At 57.1% G+C, this 23,541-nt stretch carries 22 protein-coding genes; 6 read left to right on the top strand and 16 right to left on the bottom strand.

Annotation, left to right across the window (positions count from 1 at the left end; genetic code table 11):
- Positions 1-67: 67 nt before the first annotated feature.
- The 5 genes from POF53_RS08570 to POF53_RS08550 form a co-directional block, all read right to left on the bottom strand.
- A complete protein-coding gene (locus POF53_RS08570) occupies positions 68-265 on the bottom strand; it encodes a DUF3077 domain-containing protein (protein ID WP_269806823.1) in 198 nt (65 codons plus the stop codon).
- 234 nt (positions 266-499) lie between these two features.
- Positions 500-778: a hypothetical protein gene (locus POF53_RS08565; protein ID WP_498967269.1), complete on the bottom strand. Its 279-nt coding sequence runs from the start codon at positions 776-778 to the stop codon at positions 500-502.
- A gap of 357 nt (positions 779-1,135) precedes the next feature.
- On the bottom strand, positions 1,136-2,041 hold the full coding sequence (locus POF53_RS08560) for an alpha/beta fold hydrolase (RefSeq protein WP_498967267.1): 906 nt from the start codon (positions 2,039-2,041) through the stop codon (positions 1,136-1,138).
- 163 nt (positions 2,042-2,204) lie between these two features.
- The gene (locus POF53_RS08555) at positions 2,205-2,306 is read right to left on the bottom strand and encodes a DUF3077 domain-containing protein (RefSeq protein ID WP_302328695.1); all 102 of its coding nucleotides are present in this window, start codon (positions 2,304-2,306) and stop codon (positions 2,205-2,207) included.
- Between the two features lie 205 nt (positions 2,307-2,511).
- On the bottom strand, positions 2,512-2,769 hold the full coding sequence (locus POF53_RS08550) for a hypothetical protein (RefSeq protein WP_254464302.1): 258 nt from the start codon (positions 2,767-2,769) through the stop codon (positions 2,512-2,514).
- 447 nt (positions 2,770-3,216) lie between these two features.
- Here POF53_RS08550 and POF53_RS08545 point away from each other — a divergent pair, with 447 nt between their 5' ends.
- Positions 3,217-3,684, top strand: a complete 468-nt coding sequence (locus POF53_RS08545) for a hypothetical protein (RefSeq protein ID WP_475858737.1) — start codon at positions 3,217-3,219, stop codon at positions 3,682-3,684.
- 431 nt (positions 3,685-4,115) lie between these two features.
- On the opposite strand, the gene POF53_RS08540 is transcribed toward POF53_RS08545, so the two are convergent.
- The gene (locus tag POF53_RS08540; RefSeq protein ID WP_475858738.1) at positions 4,116-4,286 is read right to left on the bottom strand and encodes a hypothetical protein; all 171 of its coding nucleotides are present in this window, start codon (positions 4,284-4,286) and stop codon (positions 4,116-4,118) included.
- A 543-nt stretch (positions 4,287-4,829) separates the two neighbouring features.
- On the opposite strand from POF53_RS08540, the gene POF53_RS08535 reads away from it, so the two are divergent.
- Positions 4,830-5,072, top strand: coding sequence for a hypothetical protein (locus POF53_RS08535; RefSeq protein WP_254464301.1), 243 nt, complete (start codon positions 4,830-4,832; stop codon positions 5,070-5,072).
- A gap of 223 nt (positions 5,073-5,295) precedes the next feature.
- On the opposite strand, the gene POF53_RS08530 is transcribed toward POF53_RS08535, so the two are convergent.
- Both POF53_RS08530 and POF53_RS08525 read right to left on the bottom strand, forming a co-directional pair.
- Positions 5,296-6,009, bottom strand: coding sequence for a tellurite resistance TerB family protein (locus POF53_RS08530; RefSeq protein WP_498967263.1), 714 nt, complete (start codon positions 6,007-6,009; stop codon positions 5,296-5,298).
- A gap of 166 nt (positions 6,010-6,175) precedes the next feature.
- Positions 6,176-6,571 (bottom strand): RidA family protein, encoded by a 396-nt coding sequence (locus POF53_RS08525; RefSeq protein WP_110737717.1) that lies wholly within the window; start codon positions 6,569-6,571, stop codon positions 6,176-6,178.
- Between the two features lie 140 nt (positions 6,572-6,711).
- Here POF53_RS08525 and POF53_RS08520 point away from each other — a divergent pair, with 140 nt between their 5' ends.
- Positions 6,712-7,626, top strand: a complete 915-nt coding sequence (locus tag POF53_RS08520; RefSeq protein WP_498967261.1) for a LysR family transcriptional regulator — start codon at positions 6,712-6,714, stop codon at positions 7,624-7,626.
- A 241-nt stretch (positions 7,627-7,867) separates the two neighbouring features.
- On the opposite strand, the gene POF53_RS08515 is transcribed toward POF53_RS08520, so the two are convergent.
- Positions 7,868-9,772 (bottom strand): caspase family protein, encoded by a 1,905-nt coding sequence (locus POF53_RS08515; RefSeq protein WP_498967259.1) that lies wholly within the window; start codon positions 9,770-9,772, stop codon positions 7,868-7,870.
- On the bottom strand, positions 9,769-13,254 hold the full coding sequence (locus POF53_RS08510) for a caspase family protein (RefSeq protein ID WP_498967257.1): 3,486 nt from the start codon (positions 13,252-13,254) through the stop codon (positions 9,769-9,771). The genes POF53_RS08515 and POF53_RS08510 overlap by 4 nt, the downstream gene beginning before the upstream one ends.
- A gap of 990 nt (positions 13,255-14,244) precedes the next feature.
- On the opposite strand from POF53_RS08510, the gene POF53_RS08505 reads away from it, so the two are divergent.
- On the top strand, positions 14,245-15,456 hold the full coding sequence (locus tag POF53_RS08505) for a hypothetical protein (protein ID WP_498967255.1): 1,212 nt from the start codon (positions 14,245-14,247) through the stop codon (positions 15,454-15,456).
- Between the two features lie 302 nt (positions 15,457-15,758).
- On the opposite strand, the gene POF53_RS08500 is transcribed toward POF53_RS08505, so the two are convergent.
- Both POF53_RS08500 and POF53_RS08495 read right to left on the bottom strand, forming a co-directional pair.
- A complete protein-coding gene (locus tag POF53_RS08500) occupies positions 15,759-16,664 on the bottom strand; it encodes a hypothetical protein (RefSeq protein ID WP_498967254.1) in 906 nt (301 codons plus the stop codon).
- A gap of 449 nt (positions 16,665-17,113) precedes the next feature.
- Positions 17,114-18,031 (bottom strand): LysR substrate-binding domain-containing protein, encoded by a 918-nt coding sequence (locus POF53_RS08495; protein ID WP_498967252.1) that lies wholly within the window; start codon positions 18,029-18,031, stop codon positions 17,114-17,116.
- A gap of 123 nt (positions 18,032-18,154) precedes the next feature.
- Here POF53_RS08495 and POF53_RS08490 point away from each other — a divergent pair, with 123 nt between their 5' ends.
- Entirely contained in the window at positions 18,155-18,790 is a 636-nt protein-coding gene (locus tag POF53_RS08490; RefSeq protein WP_498967250.1) for a glutathione S-transferase family protein, read from the top strand.
- A gap of 15 nt (positions 18,791-18,805) precedes the next feature.
- Positions 18,806-19,837, top strand: a complete 1,032-nt coding sequence (locus tag POF53_RS08485) for an LLM class oxidoreductase (protein ID WP_498967248.1) — start codon at positions 18,806-18,808, stop codon at positions 19,835-19,837.
- Positions 19,838-19,979: 142 nt separating this feature from the next.
- On the opposite strand, the gene POF53_RS08480 is transcribed toward POF53_RS08485, so the two are convergent.
- From POF53_RS08480 to POF53_RS08465, 4 genes are read right to left on the bottom strand one after another with little or no spacing between them, the layout of a single operon-like run.
- Complete coding sequence (locus POF53_RS08480; protein ID WP_232856088.1) at positions 19,980-20,954, bottom strand: 5-oxoprolinase subunit C family protein; 975 nt, start codon at positions 20,952-20,954, stop codon at positions 19,980-19,982.
- A complete protein-coding gene (locus POF53_RS08475; protein WP_028690765.1) occupies positions 20,951-21,823 on the bottom strand; it encodes a 5-oxoprolinase subunit B family protein in 873 nt (290 codons plus the stop codon). Before POF53_RS08475 ends, POF53_RS08480 begins: the two co-directional genes overlap by 4 nt.
- On the bottom strand, positions 21,820-23,193 hold the full coding sequence (locus POF53_RS08470) for an acetyl-CoA carboxylase biotin carboxylase subunit (RefSeq protein ID WP_498967246.1): 1,374 nt from the start codon (positions 23,191-23,193) through the stop codon (positions 21,820-21,822). Before POF53_RS08470 ends, POF53_RS08475 begins: the two co-directional genes overlap by 4 nt.
- Positions 23,194-23,203: 10 nt before the next feature.
- On the bottom strand, positions 23,204-23,449 hold the full coding sequence (locus POF53_RS08465; protein ID WP_498967244.1) for an acetyl-CoA carboxylase: 246 nt from the start codon (positions 23,447-23,449) through the stop codon (positions 23,204-23,206).
- Between the last annotated feature and the right edge of the window lie 92 nt (positions 23,450-23,541).

Below are 23,541 nucleotides of genomic sequence, written 5' to 3'. Positions count from 1 at the left end.
TATAAACCTGCCTATCTGCATTCCGTCATGAGGCTAAGCGGTCCTTTTCGAACCGCCGGGCCCTGTTTCACACCTTCTTCAACATCCCCATATGCGCATCATCCATCAAGGCCTTGGCCATATCGCTCAGGTAGTGCGATGCCCAGACCAGCACCGGTTCGTTGTCCATCACACCAATGAGGGAAGCCCGGCGTGCGCTGTCGAGCAGCGCGGAAGCCTGCTCCATGGCATGGCTCGCGCAGTTGCCGGGTTCTACACGGAACAGGCGCGTGCCTTTGGTGGCGCCTTACAGGCAAGTGCAGCTGCCGACGGTCCAGCCGAGCTGGCCGTGGTCTGCAGGGGTTTCGTTGTCCATTTGCGAAATCCTCTCTCGTGAAACTAACCGTAACTCATTGATTTAGCTCGACCCTGTAGGAGCGGCCTTGAACCGCGAAAGGGCTGCGCAGCGGCCCCGGCAATTTTGATTGCGGCGCGGAACCTGGGGCCTGTGGCAGCTCTATCAGTGCAATATGTATGACGGCGGTCGCGCACTCATCTGAAGCTGAGCCAGAGCCGAATCCAGCAGCATGCGGGTGGCATCAAGCTCGTGCATCATCGTCAGCATCACCAGGGTGACCGGTGATTTGGGCAGGTGGCTGAACGACTGATGGGCGACGGCCAGTGCGCACATGACGTACTCGGTGGCCTGGACGAGGGTGTCTTCAAGGAGATGAGGGGACTCAGTGGACGGGGGTGGATCCGGGACGATCTTCAACATGACTTCATACTCGACGTTCATGAATGATCAACCAGACACCCATTTACCTGCAGGAGGATGGGTGGCGGCTACGTGCGGGTCTGCAAGTCCGGGGAACATCGAGCGATAACCCGGCCGGCCCGAGGGCCAACCGCACGTAGCCACCATTGAGCACAACCACTGGAAAACGCCAGCGACTCGAAGGTGAGTACAGTTCGATGTTCAGACGGGCTTGCAGGCCCGGTCGTTGATTTGGCAACGACCCAGCGAGACTAGCCGCCACTTCGAGGGCGCAACAGTGGCCAAAGCATGCTTCGGAAATGCACTACTCGAAATAGGGAAAATCTGATTCATCCCTGTAGGACGCACCAACAAATCATTGGCCGGGCTCCGCGCTGCTTACTTTTTGAGGAAGGTTTCTACAACGCTGGCAAACCGTTCCGGTTGATCGAGCATGACGAAATGAAAACTGTCATCGATCCGGGTGAAATGGATATCAGGTGTCGAGGCATAGGCCCGACGGAACGTTGCATCGACGCTGGATGCAGGCACACCGTAAAAATCGTCGTATGCATAAACGACTTCGACCGGCGCGCTGATGCGACCGAGTTCGGGACGCAGATCAGTGATCATCAACTCATACACCGCATCCGCCACGGTCTTGCGATCAGAGCTGATCCCCGCAGAAACCAGCCCTGGCCAGACCGCCTCGGTCTTGGCGAGTCGGGCGATGGATGCCTTCTGCATCGCTTCGCTCTGCTCCGGCGATGCCGACAAGAGCGAACTACGCATTGCTGCCGCCTGCGCCGTAGCGGTTTCGCTGGTGGCCGAAGGGTCAATCAGCAACGTATAGAACGGCAACGCATCGACGATCATCAAGCGCCCAACCTGATCGGGATGACGAGCCCCCAGCATCAATGCAACCTCTCCCCCCAGTGAGTGACCGATGATCACGGGTGCCTCTATATGCTGGGTGCGGATGTAGTCAGCAATTGCCTCGGCCACCGGAGCGACCACTTTCCCTTCGCTATCGGACACCGCAGGCAAACCGGCAAAGCCTGCGAGCTGCACAAGGTGAAGACGGTGGTTCTGGCGTAACCGAGCGGCAAGGTCAGCCCATACCTCGCGAGACGATGCCAGCCCCGGAATCAGGATCACATCCCTGCCCTCGCCTTCGACCTGGACCGAGATACGCTGCTGATCAGTGTGTAACGGAGACGAAGGCTGGCCGGGTGACGCCGACAGCGACGCCGACATCAACGACAAGGTAGTCCCGACTGCCGCGAGGATCGTTGCGATACGCATCAGATTCCCCTCTCCGGGCGATGTGCTGCTTGTTTCATGGCCACTCCTTTGACTGATGACAGCTAGGCACTATACGGGCTTGTCGCCACGATAAAAGGTGTTGAGGGCATTCGAGTGTGGTCCGGGTCGGTTCGGCTGACCACCCAGACCACCGGGGTCTGTTTCACACCTTCTTCAACATCCCCATATGCGCATCATCCATCAATGCCTTGGCCATATCGCTCAGGTAGTGCGATGCCCAGACCAGCACCGGTTCATTGTCCATTTGCGAAATCCTCTCTCGTGGAAAAGCCATAACTCATTGATTTAGCTCAACCCTGTAGGAGCGGCCTTGCGCCGCGAAAGGGCTGCGCAGCGGCCCCAGGTTCCGAGCCGCCATCAAAATCGCCGGGGCTGCTGCGCAGCCCTTTCGCGACACAAGGCCGCTCCTACATGGCTAGATGATCGCCTAGGGGGCCGTGGCAGCCCTGTCAGTGCAATGTGTATGACGGCGGTCGCACACTCATCTGGAGCTGGGCCAAAGCCGACTCCAGCAGCATGCGGGTGGCATCAAGCTCGTGCATCATCGTCAGCATCACCAGAGTGGCCGGTGATTTCGGCAGGTGACTGAACGACTGATGGGCGACGGCCAGTGCGCACATGACGTACTCGGTGGCCTGGACGAGGGTGTCCTCGAGGAGATAGGAGGATTCGGTGGACGGGGGTGGATCCGGGACGATCTTGAGCATAAACACCTCGCAATGCATTAGTCAGACCGCCACCTCTTCACTTGCAGGTGAAGGGTGGCAGCTACGTGCAGGTCTGCAAGACCGGGGCATTACGAGGCGAAAACCCGGCTGACCAAAAGGCCACCCGCACGTAGCCACCATAAAGCGAGACCCACGACTCGACGCCGAGGCTCATGGTGAGCACCATCGTAATACCGCGCAGGCTTGCAGACCCGGTCGTTGATTTGGCAACGACCCAGCGAGACTAGCCGCCACTTCGAGGGCGCAACAGTGGCCAAAGCATGCTTCGGAAATGGACTACTCGAAATAGGGAAAATCTGATTCATCCCTGTAGGACGCACCAACAAATCATTGGCCGGGCCCTGCCCTACTCACTGCTCACCCCTTGGCAGACATTCACAGCCAAAAGCAGTAAGTTATGTGAGCTTCAGCAGAGCGAGAAACTGAATGTTCAACCGGCTATCAATTGCCAGTCACAAGTCCAAGTACAGCCAAGGTTACTACCCAACCTTTGCAATTGACGGATCACCCCTTGAGGTTTGGCTACCCAGACAGAATGCGGATGCCGAATTCCACCTTGTAGCCGCCCACTCCGGTTTGCACAGTGATGAAGACACCTTGTTGATCTGGGATCGGATCTATTCCACGGTGCCAGGATGGAAGACCTTGGTGCCGTTGCTGGTCTGCGCGGATGACCTGGACCTCACTTGCACCGTGATTGTCGCTGAGCAATGCGCCCATGAGCATGCCGTTCACTGGAGTCGATTTGGCTTGCTGAAGGACCTGATCATTGTCGAAGCCCCTGCTGTTGACTGGTTCGACGCGATACCCTGCCTGACTTTTGAAAGGTCGCATTTTCACAGCGTGCTGGATGAGTTCAGAGTGCAGGAAAACATCGAAATGTACTGGGACTAGCCTGGCCGGCAAGCGATGTGAGATCCGCTACTCCCGGAGAATCCCTAGCTTGCGTACCCTTCCCCTGATGAGGGCAAGGCCTATTGAAGGCGCGTGCCTTTGGTGGCACCTTCCAGGCAGGTGCAGCTGCCGACGGTCCAGCCGAGTTTGCCGTGGTCTGCAGGGGTTTCGTTGTCCATTTGCGAAATCCTCGGGTGTCTTTTGCATAGCGGTATCGACGTTTGGGTTGCCATGCGCCTGCAGGAAATTGCCCAGCCCTACGGGCAACGCTACCGCGTGGGAACTTGGTTCGCAGGTAGTCCACATCCCCCTGTGGGAGCGGGCTTGCCCGCGAACACCGGCAAAGCCGGTGCCAGCCACCGCGGCGCCTGCTTCGCGGGCAAGCCCGCTCCCACAGGGAAACAGCTCCCTGCTGACCTGTGGCAGCTCTATCAGTGCAATGTGTATGACGGCGGTCGCGCACTCATCTGTAGCTGAGCCAGTGCCGACTCCAGCAGCATGCGGGTGGCATCAAGCTCGTGCATCATCGTCAGCATCACCAGGGTGGCCGGTGATTTTGGCAGATGGCTGAAAGACTGATGGGCGACGGCCAGTGCACACATGACGTACTCGGTGGCCTGGACCAACGTGTCTTCAAGGAGATGAGGGGATTCAGCGGACGGGGGGGGGCCGGGACGATCTTGAGCATGATGAAATTCTCTAGTTGCGCTGATCGGACCGCAGCCCATCGCTTGCAGGCGATAGGGTGGCGGCTACGTACGGGCCTGCAAGACCGGGGCAACTAGAGTAAGCCCGGCTGACCCGAAGGCCACCCGTACGCAGCCACCATAACGCACGGCCAATGGCTTGAGACCAATGGCAAGGGGTGGCGCTGATCTAGTTGTCCCGCTCAGGCTTGCAGACCCGGCCGCTACTTTTTGCAGCGACTCAGCGAGACTAGACCTCTGTTGGAAGGCGTAAAAGCGGTCAAAGCATGCTTCGGAAATGGACTACTCGAAATAGGGAAAATCTGATTAATCCCTGTAGGACGCGACGCGGGTCTCTCCCCTGCCCGTCTACCCAGCCCCAAAAAAGACGGTTTACATCTCACCCAGAGCTTGTAGAGAATCCCGCCACTTTTGGTCATCAGGTCTGAGAAGCTGCATATGCCCTACATCATGCAAGCTGCCATCCTTCTGGTACTGGGCGCACTGCTCGTTCAGCTTCTGAAACCATACCCCATACGCAAGTGGCTGGGCGTGGCGCTGTTGGCTGCGGGCCTGGTCGGCATCTTCAAATTCGACCAGCAGCAGGTGCCGGGCTTTGACCTGGAGCTGCTGGCGCTCCTGGCCGTGCCGTTGGGCGTGGTGCTGTTCGTGACGCGGCGACGGTTCATGGAGGTGGGCTGAAGCCCAGGTCAAGCTCTTGCAGGAGATCGCCGGGCCCTATGGGCTACGCAGTCGTGCAGGAAACAACGTTACAAGCATTACCAACGTGGGAGCGGGCTTGCCCCGCGATGCGGCGTATGGCACCGGCATTGCCGGTGATCGCGGGGCCAGCCCGCTCCCACGCAGCCCAACAACCAGGTTGCATTGAGAACAGCGCCTTGGATCAATGCCCACTTCGGATCGATCAGGCGGCCCCCTTCGCCTGCTGCTCCAGATGCACCTGCAACGTCGGATCGATCCCCAACGCACTGGCCAACTCATCAAGGTAGGCCCGCTCCGCATCCTGTTGGTCATCCACCAACATCACACTGGCCAGGTACATTTCCGCAGCCATGCCCGGGTCCTGGGCCGACTGCGCCACCTCGGCGGCATCGAGTGGTTTGCTGACTTCCTCATCCAGCCACTGCTGCAATTGCGGGTCGCTGGTGTGACGTTTGATTTCGGCGTAGATCAACTGTTCTTCCTGCGGGTCGATGCGACCGTCAGCCTTGGCTGCCGCAATCAGCGCACGCAAGATCGCATGGCTGTGATCTTCGGCCTCGGGGCCAGACAATTGATCCACGGTGCGCACGGCCTGTTGCGGGGCTGCCGCCTGGCTGCGCTGCCAACTTTGATAAGCCTGGAACGCCATCATGCCCAGCGACGCGAGAGCCGCGTAATTGACGCCACCAGCAGAGCGTCCCTGAGCGGAAGCGCCGGCGTTGCCACCACCGCCACCCAAAATGCCGCCCAGTAAACCACCAAGACCACCACCACCCCCTGCTCCACTGCCGCCGCCAAGCAGCCCTCCCAGCAATCCACCCAGGCCATCTTGCGCTGACATGCCGCCGCGCCCTTGTTGCGCTTGCGAGCCCTGCCCGGCCCGAAGCAACTGTTCCAGTAGATCACTCGTGTTCATGGCACCGCCCTCGGTCGGTAGTCGTCGCCCAGACAAGCAACGATAGCCCCCGCAAGGCGAACCGCCATTACCGTCTGGCCGACGGGTAAGCGGGAGCTTACCGAGTGCAGCGAAATAGCATGGACGCACCCTGCAACTTGAACCCGAAGCAGGGGCTGGACCGCCTCTATTGCGGCAGTTTCGCGATCACCTTGATCTCGAAATCGAAGCCGGACAGCCAGGTCACGCCAAGAGCGGTCACCGTGGGATAAGGCGCCTCACCCCAATACTCGGCCGCCACCTCCCAGATGGTTTCGAACTTCGAATCGGGGTCGACCATGAAGATGGTCGTATCAACCACATCCTCGAAACTACTGCCGGCCTCGGCGAGAATCGCGTTGAGGTTAGCGAAGGCCAGGCGAACCTGCGCCGCCAGGTCCGGCTCGGCCGAACCATCCTTGCGGCTGCCGACCTGACCGGATACGAACAGAAAACCATTGGAGCGAATCGCCGGCGAGTAGCGGTGCAGCTCGTACAAAGCATGGCGATCGGGTGGGAAAACGACATCACGTTTGCTGGACATTACCTACCTCGTTCTAGGCCATCGCGGCCCGGTGTTTACGGTAAGGTCACTTTAAAAAGGCCACCTACCTGGATAAACGGGCAGCGCTGGTCAGGACTGTTTGTATACTCCAAACAATCCAGGTGCGAACGAGGCGTGGAATGGACCGATTCGATGCAATGCAGGCGTTTGCCCGAGTGGTGGAAACCGGTAGTTTCACCAAGGCGGCCGCCACCCTGCACATGAGCAAGACCACCGTGACGCAGCTCATTCAGCAGCTGGAAGCGAGGCTGCGCGTACGCTTGCTCAACCGCACCACACGCAAGGTCAATGTCACCGCCGACGGCGCGGCCTACTACGAACGCGTCGTCCGGCTACTGGTCGACATGGACGACGCCGAGACCAGCTTGTCCAGCGCGTCGATGGCACCGCGCGGACGGCTGCGGGTGGATGTCCCCAGCCCGCTGGCGCGAATGCTGCTCATACCCGCCTTGCCAGAGTTTTTTGCACGTTATCCAGAAATCCAGCTGACCGTGGGCGTCAGCGATCGCATCGTCGACATCATTGGTGAAAACGTCGACTGCGTGGTGCGTGGCGGCGAGATAACCGATCAGTCCCTGGTGGCAAGGCATGTGGGCGATTTGAAGCTCGGCTTCTATGCCACGCCGGGCTATTTGCAGCGTTTCGGGACGCCGGTGCACCCGCGTGAGTTAGAGGAAGGCCAGCACAAAACCATCGGCTTTCTCTGGTTTCGTACAGGCAAAACCTTGCCCTACGCGATGCAGCGAGGTGAGGAGCGCATAGAGGTCCAGGCCCGCCCGCAACTGACGGTCGATGACGGCAATGCGTACCTTGCCGCCGGCCTGGCTGGCCTGGGGATGCTCTGGCTGCCGCAATACATGGCCAAACCTCACCTGATCAGCGGCGAGCTGCTGCCGTTGTTTGAAGACTGGCACATGTCGCCAATGCCTATGTACCTGGCCTTCCCGCTGAATCGCCATGTTAGCGCCAAGGTGCGAGTGTTTATCGACTGGATAATCGAGTTGATGGCCGAGCATGCGCCGGTGGTTGGATGAAGCGGGTGTAAACCATCTCAGGATCAGGTACTCCAAATTTCCGCTTCTGTCCGTTTTCCGCCAGTGCGGTGCAGTGAAGGGCAAAGCGGCATTTCGCGACCGTCCGCCTCCGACCAAAAGCGGACCTTTGGTGCGGAAACAAAAACTGGAACCTTATCAGCACTGGCTGTATCGCATAATTCGCCGCCTAGAAACGTAAACGCTACACTACCTTCTGCTCGCGGGGCTATACCGCATGAAACTATTCCACAACCATGCTTGTTACTATCGTCGACCAACCGGTCAGAGGAAGTGGCCGGATCGAGCCCCGTGATACAGAACCAGAGTTTCGTATTAGTTGCGTAAGTGGGTCTTTGTCTGTCTGCAAGGACACTCTCCGCAAGGAATCTTGCGCTAGACAGGGCTGCTGCAAGGCTTCGAGTGAAACCGGTACATCAGCATCCAGAACAAAGAAATACTCCCGCCCACGGGCTGGCCCGGCTCGAAGGGGCTTAGTGCGGGCAAGTGCGGTTTGTGGCAGATCTACACCGTAAGGTGGTGGACTCAACAAGCGTACACAGAGATTTGATGAGATATTCAGCAAATAAACATGCCTTGCCTTGGCATCACTGTTGTTGATGCTTACTTTAAATAAATCGCCCGCCTTGAGGTGAACCTCTCCGTTGCGAATTACCGGCTTGGTCAATTCCTCTGTAGGGCTAACCAGGTAGATGTTGGTAGTAATCGGAGACTTGGGCCTCAAGGGGTTAGTCAGGCCAAGCAGAGCTTGGACATGGGCTAGACGCCCGAGAAGAATTGCCAATGAATCGTCAAGCGTGATGTCAAGCCCGGACGGCATGCCTAACGTACTACCGTCAGAGAGAGTCAGTTGAGTCCTCCCATTCCGGATTTGCAGCCAATGCGTCGCCTGATCGCTCTGGGTCACCTTCACGAATTCGAATTTTGATAGCGCCGTGACGAGCTGGGTCCGTTCAGCCTCATTTCCACCGTCAATTGCAATGCGCAGCTTTAAATCCCCAAACGCGTGACTGCGCTCAATGGCGAACATGGTTGAGGGTAACGTCGAACTGGACGTGAGCGTGACTTGAGCAGTGTCTGCCTTCACATCAATCACTTTGGCTGTTGCGAGCGGTGACGCCCCAAGCGCAGCATTTGCTGCAGAAGCGAAGAGATCGTACACCGAGTCCACGGTGACACCTGTCGCTGCGCCAATTCGAAGCGTTGCTGTTTTGTCATCAGTTTTTTCTGCAAGTACTGGCGGCCGCTTTAAAGGGCCCGTCCCCAGAAATTTCTGCTGCAGATTACCTTCACCTTGTGGTCGATGTGGAACACCCAAAGCAGCCATGCTTACTCTAGTGCGGGTAAGGACATCCAAATAAGTAGTCTCCGGCTCGGATCGGCGTAACACGCCAACAAGAGCACGAGTAAACTCACTCATAACCTTACCGCCCCGTTCTATCTCAATCGCCTCTTCGGAATCAGAAGCTGCCGCCAGAAGAGTCCCATATCCACCGGCTATATCGCGCGACCCACTTGAACTACCCCGACCTGGGCTTGCATGTGCAGAACGCAGTACCGGTGGCGCATACTTGGCGTGGGCTAGAAAGCGGATACCAGTGCCTGAATAGCAGCTATCGAGAATAACAACTGGCATTGCACCTTTTGCCCGAGACGCATCGATAATCGCACCAAGTTCATCATCGGTGATATCAAGCACTTTACCCTCAATTGCACGTGCATCATAGGGAAGAATCGTGCTGTCAAATCTCGACGATTCATCAAATGAACTGTCGTAAATTCGAGAGCCATGACCAGAAAAATAAAATAACGCAACCTCACCCGGCTCGGGTTCTTCCACCATCACCTTCCTCAATGCAGCGAGTACTGCACTGCGAGAAGCTTTTTCATCGAGGAGCACCGTTGTCTTGCTCGTTTGCAACCCAAACCTTTCGGATAATACTTCCATCATGGCTGCGACATCATTGGGTGGGCCTTTGAGAACCGCAAGCCCAGCACTACTTGAAGCCTGGTAATTCCCAACGCCTACCAAGAGTGCATGGACGCGAGGCGGAATGTCTGCCGCCATGGTATACGACCCACCAGAAATCAATGCGAAGAGCACTATTAGCCGGGAGAAATAATTCATTGACTAGTCCTCGATGTTCGTATTATCACAAATTCTCGTGCCGAGCTCGGATCAGGAATAAACACCCGTGGTGTTTGCCCCCTATTCAGAAACTCGTCTGCGAACTCTGATCGATTTGACCATCTTTTTGGGTTGAGGCCTGCCAGGCCAGCATCCAACTCCTTTGGTGTTTCCGATTGAGCGAATTCAAGCCACTCTCGAACAGTTACGAAGCCATCCTGGTTTCCATCCGCTTCTCCGCTCAACCCACGTTCAAAAAGTACGTACGAGAAAACGCCATGCCCAAGTCGCTGTAACTCGTGCGCAGCCTGAGTGCTTTGTGAGGCGCTCAGAATGAAAATTGCCTTGTCGTAGGCTAGCTGAGCCAGACTGCGGCCGGCGAGTGGCCCTGCACGCGCGTCTACTTGATCAAGTGCCTGACCAGATTCACACGCATCAATAATGATGACAGCGCGGTCTGCCTGTAGAGACTCCAATGCGACTCGAATCTGATCAGCGGAAACGGTACCGTCTGCGAGCCCGGCCCCTACGACTGCATTTGCTGCTATCAGCCTATAGTCGCCGGCAAAACCACCTCCATGGCCTGCGAAGTAAATGAAAACAGCGTCTGACGGCGTGCTACGTCGTAAGCCTACAAGGGCACCAGCCTGAACGGGATCATGTGATCCGGCGAGTATCTTCAGGCCTCTTATAATTTCTGACGAAGTTGCATCCTTGTCGAGCAGCATAGCTGTATTAACGGTGGCGTATTGCCCTGACGCTTGCAATGCCGAGACAAGTTTTGTCTGTGCCAGGGATGCATCCGGAACAGCAAACGTCAGCTCTGACTCTTGGGGAGAGTACCTGTTGACGCCTATGACAAAAACAAAAGCGTTCCGGGCGGACTTGAGGCTTGAACCTCCGAAAACCCGCACTTCGGTTTCCCTACTTCGAAGTCCGGAGGAAGAAAAGCAGTACGCAGAGAGAAGGTTTTCACCTTCTAGGAGAGGAAGCGTTGCTTTGATTAGGGCCACACCATTCTCAGCAGTTGTGGGAAAAACGGATTCTATCAGTCGCCGATTTCGAAACACTCTGCATTCCCCGACTCCGTCCCCTCTGCCACGAACTTCCGCCTCAAAGTTAATCGAAGGTGATTGGGCTACCTGGCGACCTTGAAGCTCACTATTCGTCTCATTTGGCTCAATCAGTGCCCAGGAAATTTGCTCTCCATTTTCATTCGTTCGCGAATCACCAAGCAGCTGAACGGTCGTTGATGATGGCAGTGCCGCACCACGAAAATAGTTTGATATTGGAGCGACAATATGGACTGTCGGAGGATTAAGTAGTTGTACCTCAACAGGTGAACTCAACATTGCTGAATCGTCAATCTTCATGGCTTGTGCAATCAATTGCGGTCGATAGGAAATTGCGAAAAAATTCGCCGGTTCTATGGCCACAAGGGGTGTTTGAGTCAACGTAGCCCGAAGGTCGTCCCACGCGGCGTAGGAACCATCAAAGCCGCCGGTCTCATCACGAGCAAGCCATCCACGTCGATCGAGACTGACCAGTTCCGCCAAGCGTTTACCGTCCTGGATACGGTAGAGGAATAGCTTTCCGTGACCAGACCCAAACGCCACTATTCCTGCGTCCTGACTTATTGCAACGCCGTTGATGGCACCACCGATCGAGATGTCTTGAGCGTTGTAGCTCTGGCCGTCCGCCGACCAAATACGCGCAGCACCTTCGGCAGTAGCCGCTACTCCACTACTGGTGCCGGATAACCAAGCGTATGATTGAGGAGAATCTTCGTAATCCATGATATTGGAATTGTCTGAGACTGACTTCATCGTCAAGCGCCGTAAGCTTCCATCTTGCGCATAGACGGGTACGCCCATTTGGGGCTCACTGCGTGAAACCTCCACTCCTGTCTGCGCGTTCAATTCAAGCGTTCCGTTATGGCCAAAAATCGTCAGCCGATCACCGGCGACGTTCATTGCTGCACTCATTGCCCCTACATTGGAAAAGGGGACATTCATGGTGGTACGATCATTATTATTAACAAAGGTTACACTGTGACGTCCCAGAATGGCTGAACGCTCCAAACTTCCCGCGACTACGCCTACGGGCTCCTTGGTTTCGAACGTGGACAGGACCACACCATTGGTAATGTTCACTATTTCGACAGCACCACTTTTATGTGAAATCAACAAAATTTCCGGACTGAGAAAAACCAAGCCAAGGACTCGCTCCTTGTCGAACTCAAGTGAGTTTGTAATTCCCTCGCCGGAAACATAGACAGCAGAATAACGCACCTGTGTTTCGACATCACTGAAAGCGGGTTCTGGAGGCGTTCTTACTCGTTTTAAAGGATCAAGCACACGGTACCAGTTTGAAGTCGGCTCCCACACGGCCGCACCTCCACCGGCGAAACCTGCTGCCAAATAGCGTCCATTAGGGCTGAACGCCACCGCAGAAATATCATCTGCATCAATACCCAGCGATGAGCGGTGAACAGGAGGCGACAGGATAATACGCTGTATAAGACCATTTTTCTGTCCAGCAAGTATCGAGTCGCCACCGTCTGCAATGAACGTAATGGGACTGTGACCAATAGTAAATGACTCAAGAGACCAACCATCGCCTTTCACGCGATAGATAATATTTCTTGCACTTCCCTCCCATATCGAATTGGAGTGCCCACCTGCGACAACCGAACCGTCCTTGGAGAAATATATAAAGTCCGGGGTCGATAACAACGGATGCTTGGCCAAGATCACGCCATCGATGAAGCGCCACACACGAAGTTCTTTATCGCCAAGATCCGCGACCAATGAGCCGTCATGAGATACCGCAAATATGCTTTGAGATCCTGTAGGAAGTGCCCTGGATTTACCAGTATCCAGATCAAGTCGCACCAACCGGTCCTTACGTCGGTATACCAATGTGTTGGCATCTGCAAAGTCCGCACATTCCGCATCTACCTGAAGAGTGACGTATAACCGCCCTGTCAGGGTGTCCCATACAGAAAGGAGCTTGTGAGCGGAAGAGATCAGCCATCTACCATTGGGAGAAATTAGCAGGCGTCCAGCTTGCCCCTGAAATTGTATTTCGGTACGCCCTGTGGCGAGGTCGATGACCTTTATCGTGGCATTGCCGCCGAGGATGGAAAGCGAATTCTCGTTGTTGTTGAGCGTAGCGATGGCAAGACGAGCTGGGTTGGACGGATCACTTGCCAATCCTGCCATTGGCGTATACTTTGACGAAGCGAACTCTGAAACCAATAATCCGCTTTGCTCATCCCAGACTTTAACCCACCCATCCATTCCGGCGCTTGCTACAAGCCCCAGCCCCTCTAATCTAGTCATCCCTGTGATTGGCAACGAGTGCGGGGTTGGCAGGACAATACGAAGTGTTCGATCTTCTTCGCTTCGCGACAACGGGATAGCCAGCAACAAGAAAAGAAAAGCTGTGATCTGAACTAAATTCCTAGGATTTAGCATCATCGCGATCCTCCCGGAGCAGCAATCCAAACCGATCCTTTACGACTGAAATGCCATCGCTGGTCGCCCAACATTACAATGACTTGGCCCTGATCAATGGAGACGCAGCAACTCTGTCCAAAAGGCTCATCATTACCTTCGGGTGCAAGTTTACTTTCCCACTGCCAGCCACCAGGTGAGTGGCGAAATACGTCTACCCGCCCTGGGAACACCAGACCATCTCCCGTGTTAATTCCGGAGGTCGTAGAGACTAGTAGCTCTCCTTGCGCGAAGAGTTGCCCCGTGAAGACATCCAGGGAGCCGGGAGGAGGCAGTACACGGGACGTAAATGACCAATCAGGTTGTTTACGGTAAACACGTGCTTCGCCAGCCCCTCCAACTATTATCTGGCTTTCGGCTATTGCAATTGTTTTCGCAAACCCACGAGCGCCTTCTATCTCTTCTGCTTGCGCTGACAGGTTGTCCAGATCGAAAACCCAGACACGCTGTTGCCGTTGCTCCAGCACCGCGAGCCACCTCCCGTCCGAGGCTATCTGGGAACCAAAACCACTGTAGGCCACTGGATGGGGGGATCGGAGTACTCGGACAACCTGCCAACTACCGGACCAGTGTTGGACGACAAGCAAAGATCCCGACTGAACGATTGCCGCACTGTCAGCCCAACTTGCATCTCCTATTTCCCAAACGACAACGTCTGACGATTCCGGAACTTCTTGTTCCTGCGTAGGATTGATGCATATGCGTAGATCACCAACCTCGAGCCAAGTGCGAGGGTCTGTCGCGTGTGGACCATTAGTAACTAACGCGCAAGGTTCTGCTGCCAGGCCTGACAATGCGAGTATTGACAAAATGCCTGCAACCAGAAAAATAAAATTTTTTTTCATGGTGACTGGAATTCCTCATTTTGCTTGACCATACTCGGCCAATCATGCCTGACATCAAAATGATAGCAGGCTCCATCATGTGCGCCACAAGAATTTGAGGAAAGTGACTATGGTCTGCGTGAATAGATCCTTCGCCGCACTTTTTGGCACAGTAACTATTTTTTTAATTTCCTCTTGCACTAGCATGAGTCCTAGAGAAGGGGACAACTCTTCAAATTCATCATCAGGGCTTCAAGTCGGTCTGGGAAAATGCGTGACAATTCAAGGAGCAACAGGAAAAGGCATAGGTCTTGCCGACACTGTGCTTACAGCAGTGGTCTCCAAGGGCGTAAACCTTTTAGGCAATGCTCTAACCGCTGCAGGCAACGATGAGACAACGAAGGAGATAGGTTCACGCAACCTGGCAGGAGGCAAAGCACTTTTCCCTGAATGTGTGCAAGTAGTACGTGGACGCTTCAGGACGGACACACCTCCTGCTACCGCTCCGTGGCTAAGTGAATACTCGTCTCAAGCAAATGCTTATGAGCTATTGAAAAACAACGGCATATGGCCAGCGGATCGGCCTGATTTTTTCTTCGAAGGGGCAATCGTTACCAGCGAGGACAAGACAGCCGTGACAATCCGACCTTTGCTGGCCGTCATGAACAAATCGAAAGACTCGAGAATGTTCAGCGGCAAGGAGAGAAACGTAAATGCATTCTTTGCGTTTTCCGTCGCCGGTGCCTCCCCCGATATAGAGACAAACCCAGCGGCAACAGTGGCGCTGGGCCCCATGTCGCCGGGAAAAATTCTACGTTTTCCCGCTACGGGCAGCGCATCCAACTCCTCAACACCTTATGAAGCCTCCTGGTTCACGCTTAGCGAAGCTGACGCGGCCAAGCCTCTCACGATGACAACACTTATCGCCGAAACCGAACCGGGGAACCCTTACTTTGCATTCATAGCATCCATTTTTAACGATGAAACCGTGAAAAAGGGGATCACTGACCGGGCAAATATCATCGTAGTTCCAAGTGCTCGGATTGCCGCTGAAGAAACAGAAGCATCTAAGCAGAAGGAAAACAAAAATGACGCAGACACCAAACTTGCTGATGCCATTGATAAATTAGCGACCTGCAGCGCCGGAGGCGATGGTTTATTTGGGAAAGGAAATGCTGCAAAAAAAGCACTTAGGGAGTACCTTGAAGCCGATGAAAAACTCTCTAATTCGGCCAATAAAATTCGAGATGAAGATATCGAACTTATTAATTTGCACAACCAGAACACCATAGCCGCCCGGTGCAACGACATATATGAAATCTTGACGGGACAGAGACTGTAACGCGAGCCGAACGGGTCTCCGAGCGAGCGTTGTGCGCGCGCTCGGAGACCCGTTGGCATTATATATACTCTACCTCTGACTATGATCGCCCCCACACAGTTCCGCCTCTGGTCGTCACCAACAAAAAGTGATGCTCGCTAAAGGCTTGCGCCAGGGTGTATCTGCTTCATTAACTTCGGTGCCACGCTTCACGAGACGGCTGTTTCTCGTTACGGACTGCCTTCCACTAACGGCAGCTAAGGGTCGATAGCAGCCTGAGACCATAGGCAGGTATCGGCCACAGCAGCTACTTCAAGAGAATCTTAGCAATCTATTCTAAGAATAGCGTTGCCACCATCATTCAGAGCAGCTTCCCATCGAGATATCGCTATAGAAGTTGGCCCAACCACCGTATCAATCATCTCCTGTCGCTTGGCATTGTAATGACTTAATAACTCATTTCTTTTTGAGGTTACCGTACCAAGATCATCAAGATACTGCGACTGTGTCCCATGATCGTAGAAACGACCCATTTGATAGGGTTCCCTGCACTCTATCATGCATCGCGAACAAGGCGGCTTTACTGTCCAGGCCTCAATCGATGTAACGGCAGCTATGCGTGTATTCCATACTTCTACCGCCTGATTCGCGAAATTCTGAACTATTGGAATAGTTCTTGCTATGAGATCTCTAGCGCGCTTGAGTTCCCCTATGTCTTTTCTCGATTTGTACTTGACTAGATGGACCAGAAGCTTAAAGCTGGCGGCGGAAATGTACGGAAAGATAGCCACAAACCCAATCCCTTCGCTTCCAGTATAGGCATCTGCGCTTTTGCCTTCAGCTAATGTTAGACGCGCATCTTCTTTGATATTGGCCCCTTCATAGTCTTCAAGATGCATCTTGACAGCACTTAAGGAAGCTTGGATTTCATCAATTCTGCTATCCAATATTGCCTTTGACGTATGCGCATTAATTTCTTGAATAGCATCTCTAACAATGCTTTCAAACCTACCCGCGAGTTGATCAAGCTGCGACCTGAGGCTTTCACCATCAAGGTACGCTTTGGCTATGTTGGCGATGATCGATATCATGCCACCGGTAGAGGTAGGCTCCAACATTATGGAGGCGAGTTGCTGCTCTACCGCCCCAGCGTGCATGGGTTGCTTGCCAATGTCTGCCGTAATGCTTTGATTATTTATGCTGAATCCAGTGATCTCGAATAACTCCACCTTTACATCCTCCACCTAAAATAATGCGCAGAGCTAAACTCATCCATGCCCATCGGATTGATTGTTAGGTGCGCTCATGGATAATGTTAGCCGGGGGGAAGATATGCGAATATATTCTTTCACAGGAAGCTATAGAACCATTTGCTATAGAGCTGTTTTGCTAGCGCAAGTGAAGGATTGCTAGGAAAGGACGGAGCTCATGATAGAGGAAGCTAGTTTGAATTTTATAAAAACTGGTACTGAATCACCCGTAATTTCGCAGATAGCTTGAACGCACACTTTTGGCCAATTGCTGCCTTTCGCCACCGGCAGCGATGGGTTGATAGCTGCCGGTAGCGGCCAATCACTTTCGTCCCAAGGCAGACACTCGCGTCGCTCACGCCTGAGCTCTACCCGTCCAGCCCTGCCCCTCAGTTCCGTCATCAGCACTCTACGACGAAACACCTGAGTCAGCCCCTCCAGCACGCCCCCCCTAATGCCGCCTCAGCCTCAACCCGCGCTTGAATCCACTCAACAAACGCACGCACCTGCGCCCGACACATGTTCTCCCCACGACCAACCAGGTAATAAGCAAACCGCGAGGGCCAGGCCCGATCCACCGCCACCACCAACCTGCCACTTCGCAGATCCTCTTCTGCGAGCTGCGCCTGTACCAAAGCAATACCCTGCCCACTGACAGCCGCACGCACCAACAGCAGATCCTCATCAAAGCTCGGCCCCCGGCGGCTACGGTGATCGGGCTCGACACCATGAGCCTGCAACCACAGCGTCCAGTCGGCACGCTCGGCATCCTGCAGAAGTGGGTAGTGCAGGCAGTCCTGCGGCTCGTCCAGGGCCGGCCCGCCAGCAAGCAGACCAGGGCTGGCCACCGGCAGCAGCACAGGCGCCAGCAGCGGTATCGACTCCAGCCCCGGGTAATCGCCCAGGCCATGACGCAAGGCAATATCAACAGGCTCCCGGTGCAGGTCGACAAGCTCGGCCGTGGACTGCACCTGCACGTCGATCTCCGGATGCAGCGCATTGAAGTCCGCCAACCGCGGCACCAGCCAGCTGGACGCGAATGACGGCTGGGTACTGATCGTCAGGGTGTTGGCCCGTGTCAGGACTTGAAGATCGAGCAGCGCGCTTTCGATCTGGCCAAACCCACGCGACAGCCCCGGATACAGACTTGCGCCCGCCTCTGTGAGCTGCACGCCATAGCGGCTGCGGGTCAGCAAGGTAACCCCGAGGCGATCCTCCAGCAGGCGAATCTGTTGACTGATAGCACCCGGGGTCACGCCCATGCGCTCGGCGGCGGCCTTCAGGCTGCCCAGGCGAGTGGTTTCGGAAAAGGCACGCAACGCAAGCAACGGCAACACGGCACCCATGCAATACCAACCTTAGAAAAACTGATTTGAGCAAGTGGAATGATCGTTCGTAAACCACCTGGATGATACCTAGCATAGCGTTGTGCCAGAGACATTCGAATCAGTTTTATTAAGGTGAACAACATGACGGACCCTGCGTTTGTGCTTTACACCGACAGCTCCCCCAACGGTTTCAAGATCACCATTGCCCTCGAGGAGCTGGGGCTGCCTTATCGCCTGGTCCACGTGAACATCGACCTGGGCGAGCATCGCCACGAAGACTTCCTGGCACTCAACCCGGCAGGCCGCATCCCGGTGCTGGTAGACCGCAAAGCCGGCATCGTGCTGTTCGAATCAGCCGCAATACTGTTGTACCTGGCACAACACAGCGGCCAGCTGCTCGAACAGGCCGCGCAACCGCGTTGGGCGGCAATCACCTGGCTGATGCACCACAGCGCCAGCATGGGCCCGTTGCTGGGTCAGCGCGTGCACTTCGAGTGCTTCGAGCCCATCCCCAATCCTGCGGCGCAGAAGCGCTACCGCGCCCTCACCGAGGATGCCTTCGCACTTTTCGACCAGCAGCTTGCAACCCGCCCATGGTTGGCCGGCGAATCCTATTCGATTGCAGATATCGCCAGCTTCGCCTGGCTGCACATCGCCGAGATCGTTGGCTTCGACTTCAGCTCCTACCGCCACCTGAATCGCTGGTACCGACAGATCGAGCAACGTCCCGCCGTGCAGCGCGGCATTCGTCTCCCGGCGCCAGCCACCGGCCCCTGACTCCCAAACCAAGGAATGTCCATGACCCCTATCAGCACCCAGGGCGCCAGCGCCGATGCCTTCGCCCTGCATCCCGGTTACCGACGTATGTTCGCCCACGGTCAGTTGACTCTGGGCATCTTCCTGCCGCTTCGTTTCTATGACGGCGATATGAGCGTGCTGCACGGGCAGGCGCAACTGGTCAGCGAGATCGACCGCCTGGGCTTTGCCGCCGCCTGGGTACGTGATGTGCCCTTGTACGACCCTGCCTTCGGTGATGCCGGCCAGGTATTCGATCCGTTCACCTACCTGGCCTATCTGGTAGCCCATACCCGCAGGATCACCCTGGCAACCGGCAGCGCGATTTTCACGCTGCGCCACCCCATCGACCTGGCGAAAGCCGCGACCAGCGTGGACTGTTTGTCTGGTGGACGCCTGGTGTTGGGCATCGCCTCGGGCGATCGACCGGTGGAGTTTCCGGCCTATGGCCTGACCCATGACGGTCGAGGGGAGCGCTTCGCGCAGAGCGTGGACTACTTCCGCCGACTGCTGGCCGGCCATCCTGCACCGATCCATTCGCCACTGGGACAGCTTGATGGCGCCCAACTGCTCCCCAAAGCCGTCACTGGACGGATCCCGCTGCTGGTGACCGGTTCATCGCGCCAGTCCTTGCAATGGCTTGGCGAGCAGGCCGACGGCTGGATCACCTACCCCGACGCCACCCACAATATCCTTGGGCCTCGGCGCCTGGCCGAGAAGATCAGTGCCTGGCGGGCGCTCATTCCCGGCGGAGGCTTCCGCCCGCATGTCACCAATGAATGGATCGACCTGGATGAAGACCCGACCTTCCCGCGCACGCCGCAACAAGGTGGCTACGTGTTGCGCACCGGTCGAAACGGCCTGATCGATCTGCTGCATGAGTGGCGTGACGCCGGGGTCAATCATGCGGCACTGGGCATGCAGATGGCGCGGCGCCCGCCGTTGGAAATCATCCAGGAACTGGCCGAAGAAGTGCTGCCGCTGTTTCCTGCGCTGGCAGGTCCGGAACCTCATGCGCAAGCCTGGTAGCCGAGGCCAGACCATCACTGACGGCTGATACCGACCTTGCGCGGCGCCGCAAGTCAGAGGTTGAAGCGCGGGCAGCCGCCCCGTAACGAAGGGCGGCGTTGGCTTACCTTTTTGGCTTTACCCGCGCAGTGCGGCGGGCAGATCAGGAAGGGAACAGCTTACTCAGACAGCTGAGTTTTTTCTTGTAGGAACGTCGGGCTTGCAGCGCCTCTTCCAGCGTCACCGCGACGAAGCGAGCCTTCTGGTTGGGTTGCATCTGGCCGACCAGGTCGAGATCAGCACTGATCACCGTGCCGATCATCGCGTAGCCGCCACCGGACACTGCATCGCGGTGCAGAATGATGGGCTCGAGCCCTGCCGGCACCTGGATCGAGCCGATCGGGTAGCAGCTGTCGACGATGTTCGAAGGATCGGAACCGGCGCCGAACGGCTGCTCGCGAGGCTGGAAGCTCAGCGGGCTGCCACCCTTGAAGCGATAGCCGATGCGATCTGCCTCCGAGCCGACGGTCCAGGCTTCGGCGAAAAAGCTGTCCGCCGCCGCCAGGGTCAGGCGCTCGTAGTACAGCCCCGGTACCACCCGCAGGGTGATCTCCCCTCCCAGCGACTGACGCAAGGCCATGGGCAGACTCGCCCCGGCACGCCCCTTGCCGCTGGCGGCGCCGATCGGCAGCTCATCCCCAATCACCAGCCTGCGTCCCTGGAAACCACCCAGCGCCCCCAGCGCATAGGTGGAACGACTGCCGAGCACCACCGGCACATCGATACCGCCGGCCACCGCCAGATAAGCCCGCGCGCCAGCCTTGGGAAAATCGAAACGCAGCACTTGCCCGGCCTTCACTTCGAAGGCGGTGTCCAAGTGCATGTCCACGCCATCGACCTTCGGCGTCATCTGCGCACCACATACCGCCACCAGGGCGTCCTGCTGAAACTCCAGCTCCGGCCCCAGCAAGGTGCACTCCAGCGCCGCCGAATTGGCCGGATTGCCCACCAACTGGTTGGCCGCGCTCAGGGCGTACTGGTCCAGCGCCCCGGAAGGCGGGATACCCAGATGGTAGTAGCCTTCGCGGCCGAGGTCCTGCACCGAGGTGGCCAGACCGGGTTTGAGCACCTTGATCATGCCAGCACCTCCTGCAGCGACTTGGGATAGCCGATCGGGTCGGCGAGAAACGCATCGAGCGAGAACTCCACTGGACGGATGCGCAGATCGAAGCGCCCGGCTTCGACCTCGGCCACGGCGTGGTCATAGGCATCGCGGTCCATCGGCTTGAACTGCACGATGTCGCCGGGACGGAAGAACACCATGTGTTCCTTCAGGTACGCCAGGTTCTGCTGCGGGTCGTAGATCGGTGCCGGGGTGACGCCAAACATCTGGTAGCCACCGGCGCCACGTACCGAGTAGATGCAACCGAAGCAGCCGCCATGGCCCAGGGTCAGTTTCGGCGTGTCGGTACGCGGTCGCAGGTACTTGGGCACCTGCAACTGGCGCTCACGCTCGACCATCTGGAACATGAACGGCAGGCCCGCCACGAAACCCACCATCGAAACGAACCACGGCGCGCCACTGTGGGCGGCGATGAACGCCTCGACGTCGGCCAAGCCGTTGATGCGCGCGGCGTACTCCAGGTCCGTGGCATTCGGGTCCTGGTGGCGGTCGCGAAAGCGCATCAGGGTTTCGTGGGTCCAGGGATCGTTGTAGAGCACCGGGATCTCGATTATCCGGGTGTGCAGGGTGCGCTCGGCCACGGCCTGGGCCTCGGCCCCCTTCACCGCTTCAAGCAGATCGGCCGGGGCGATGCGATCCGGGTCAAAGCGGATCTGGAACGAGGCATTGGCCAAGCACACGTCGAGCACGCCATCGAGGGCCAGACGCTCCACCGCGCGGGTGACCGCCATGCCCTTGAAGAAGGCTTCAAGGGACATGCTGTCGCTGACTTCGGCAAACAGGTGTTCGTCGGCGCCAAAGCTGTAGCGAATCGGACTGCTCATGCTGCACCTTCACTGCGGCGCTCGGCCAGCCAGGTTTCCAAAGTGCCGGTGTGAAAATCGGCGGTGTGCAACCAGGGTTGCTCCAGCAGTTCGCCGTGCAACGACAAGGTGCTGGCCATGCCGGTGAGCGTGGTCTGCTCGACCGCCAGTCGCGCGCGGGCCAGGGCTTCGGTGCGGTCACGGCCATGAACAATCAGCTTGGCCAGCAGCGAGTCATAGTATGGCGGCACCCGGTAGCCTTCATAAAGATGGCTGTCGACACGCACGCCCCCGCCTTGTGGCCAGTTCAGCGCTTGCACAAGCCCTGGGCTTGGGAAGAAATCCCGCGCGGGGTCTTCGGCGTTCAGGCGCATCTGCAGGGCTGCGCCGTTGATCTCGATATCGCTTTGCTTGAGTCCCAGTGGCTCGCCACCGGCAATGCGCAACATGGCCTGGACCAGGTCGATACCGGTGATCAGCTCGCTGACCGGATGTTCCACCTGGATCCGTGTGTTCATCTCGATGAAGAAAAACTCGCCGGTGGCGTCGTCGTACAGGTATTCAAGGGTGCCAGCGCCCTTGTATCCCAGCGCCTCGGTCAGGCGCACGGCGCTCGCGCACAGGGCCTCGCGCTGCTGCGCATCGAGGACCGGCGACGGCGCCTCTTCGAAGATCTTCTGTCGACGGCGTTGCAGCGAACATTCGCGCTCGAACAGGTGAACCGCCTGCTTGCCGTCGCCCAGCACCTGCACTTCGATATGCCGGGCCTTGCCGATGAAGCGCTCCAGGTACACCGCGCCATTGCCAAAGGCGGCCTGGGCTTCGCGCTGGGAACGGGGGAATTCTTCGCGCAACTGTTGCAGGTTTTGCGCCAGGCGAATGCCGCGTCCGCCGCCTCCGGCCGAGGCCTTGATCAGCAGCGGGAAACCGACGGAGCTGGCGGCTTCGACCGCCGACTCCACATCGAACAGTTCATCGGCAGAACCGGGCACCACCGGCACGCCCGCCGCTTGCGCGGTGCGCCGAGCTTCGGCCTTGTCACCCATGCGGCGGATGGTCTCGGGGCTTGGGCCGACGAAAATCGCGCCAGCCGCGAGTACTGCTTCGGCGAATTCGGCGTTTTCCGAAAGAAAGCCGTAACCGGGGTGCACCGCGTTGGCCCCGGTGGCCTTCAGGGCACCGAGCAAGGCCTCGACATTGAGGTAGCTCTTGTCAGCGCGGGCCGGGCCGAGGATGTGCACTTCGTCGGCCATGCGCGCGGCCTGGGAATCGATGTCTGCTTCGCTGCACGCCGCCACGGTTGGAATCCCGAGCGCTTTCGCGGCACGGATGATCCGCACGGCGATCTCGCCACGGTTGGCGATCAGCAGTTTAACAATGCCTTGGGTCATGGTCGTGCCCTCACGCGTCTTCGAGTGTCGCGATGACCTGACCCGGCTCCACCGGATCACCGTCTTCGACCAGAAACGCGTTCAGGCGCCCTGCCGTACCCGCGGTCAGTTCGGAAAACTGCTTCATGACCTCTATCAGGCCAATCACCGTGTCGGCGCTAACGCTGGCACCGGCCTCGACGTAGTTCGGCGACTCCGGAGTGGCTTTGCGGTAGAAAGTCCCCGGCAATGGGGTGATGACTGTGTGCTGCGCCATGTCTGTTCCTCTTGGAATAGTTGTAGAAAGGCAGGCAAAAAATCTGTGTGTCGAGCAAACCCTGGCGTCTGCGTGCCAGGTGTCTTCGGTTG

Source organism: Mitsuaria sp. RG, assembly GCF_028369275.1.
Classification (GTDB): Bacteria; Pseudomonadota; Gammaproteobacteria; order Pseudomonadales; family Pseudomonadaceae; genus Aquipseudomonas; species Aquipseudomonas peradeniyensis.
Note: the sequence above shows the minus strand (reverse complement) of the source record. Positions and strands in the feature narration are given on the sequence as shown.

What these genes read in the sequence shown, in the direction of transcription:
- POF53_RS08565 (WP_498967269.1), bottom strand. Translation starts at nt 778, where the DNA reads ATGAACGTCGAGTATGAAGTCATGTTGAAGATCGTCCCGGATCCACCC.
- POF53_RS08560 (WP_498967267.1), bottom strand. Translation starts at nt 2,041, where the DNA reads ATGCGTATCGCAACGATCCTCGCGGCAGTCGGGACTACCTTGTCGTTG.
- POF53_RS08555 (WP_302328695.1), bottom strand. Translation starts at nt 2,306, where the DNA reads ATGGACAATGAACCGGTGCTGGTCTGGGCATCGCACTACCTGAGCGAT.
- POF53_RS08550 (WP_254464302.1), bottom strand. Translation starts at nt 2,769, where the DNA reads ATGCTCAAGATCGTCCCGGATCCACCCCCGTCCACCGAATCCTCCTAT.
- POF53_RS08545 (WP_475858737.1), top strand. Translation starts at nt 3,217, where the DNA reads ATGTTCAACCGGCTATCAATTGCCAGTCACAAGTCCAAGTACAGCCAA.
- POF53_RS08540 (WP_475858738.1), bottom strand. Translation starts at nt 4,286, where the DNA reads ATGTGTGCACTGGCCGTCGCCCATCAGTCTTTCAGCCATCTGCCAAAA.
- POF53_RS08535 (WP_254464301.1), top strand. Translation starts at nt 4,830, where the DNA reads ATGCCCTACATCATGCAAGCTGCCATCCTTCTGGTACTGGGCGCACTG.
- POF53_RS08530 (WP_498967263.1), bottom strand. Translation starts at nt 6,009, where the DNA reads ATGAACACGAGTGATCTACTGGAACAGTTGCTTCGGGCCGGGCAGGGC.
- POF53_RS08525 (WP_110737717.1), bottom strand. Translation starts at nt 6,571, where the DNA reads ATGTCCAGCAAACGTGATGTCGTTTTCCCACCCGATCGCCATGCTTTG.
- POF53_RS08520 (WP_498967261.1), top strand. Translation starts at nt 6,712, where the DNA reads ATGGACCGATTCGATGCAATGCAGGCGTTTGCCCGAGTGGTGGAAACC.
- POF53_RS08515 (WP_498967259.1), bottom strand. Translation starts at nt 9,772, where the DNA reads ATGAATTATTTCTCCCGGCTAATAGTGCTCTTCGCATTGATTTCTGGT.
- POF53_RS08510 (WP_498967257.1), bottom strand. Translation starts at nt 13,254, where the DNA reads ATGATGCTAAATCCTAGGAATTTAGTTCAGATCACAGCTTTTCTTTTC.
- POF53_RS08505 (WP_498967255.1), top strand. Translation starts at nt 14,245, where the DNA reads ATGGTCTGCGTGAATAGATCCTTCGCCGCACTTTTTGGCACAGTAACT.
- POF53_RS08495 (WP_498967252.1), bottom strand. Translation starts at nt 18,031, where the DNA reads ATGGGTGCCGTGTTGCCGTTGCTTGCGTTGCGTGCCTTTTCCGAAACC.
- POF53_RS08490 (WP_498967250.1), top strand. Translation starts at nt 18,155, where the DNA reads ATGACGGACCCTGCGTTTGTGCTTTACACCGACAGCTCCCCCAACGGT.
- POF53_RS08485 (WP_498967248.1), top strand. Translation starts at nt 18,806, where the DNA reads ATGTCCATGACCCCTATCAGCACCCAGGGCGCCAGCGCCGATGCCTTC.
- POF53_RS08480 (WP_232856088.1), bottom strand. Translation starts at nt 20,954, where the DNA reads ATGATCAAGGTGCTCAAACCCGGTCTGGCCACCTCGGTGCAGGACCTC.
- POF53_RS08475 (WP_028690765.1), bottom strand. Translation starts at nt 21,823, where the DNA reads ATGAGCAGTCCGATTCGCTACAGCTTTGGCGCCGACGAACACCTGTTT.
- POF53_RS08470 (WP_498967246.1), bottom strand. Translation starts at nt 23,193, where the DNA reads ATGACCCAAGGCATTGTTAAACTGCTGATCGCCAACCGTGGCGAGATC.
- POF53_RS08465 (WP_498967244.1), bottom strand. Translation starts at nt 23,449, where the DNA reads ATGGCGCAGCACACAGTCATCACCCCATTGCCGGGGACTTTCTACCGC.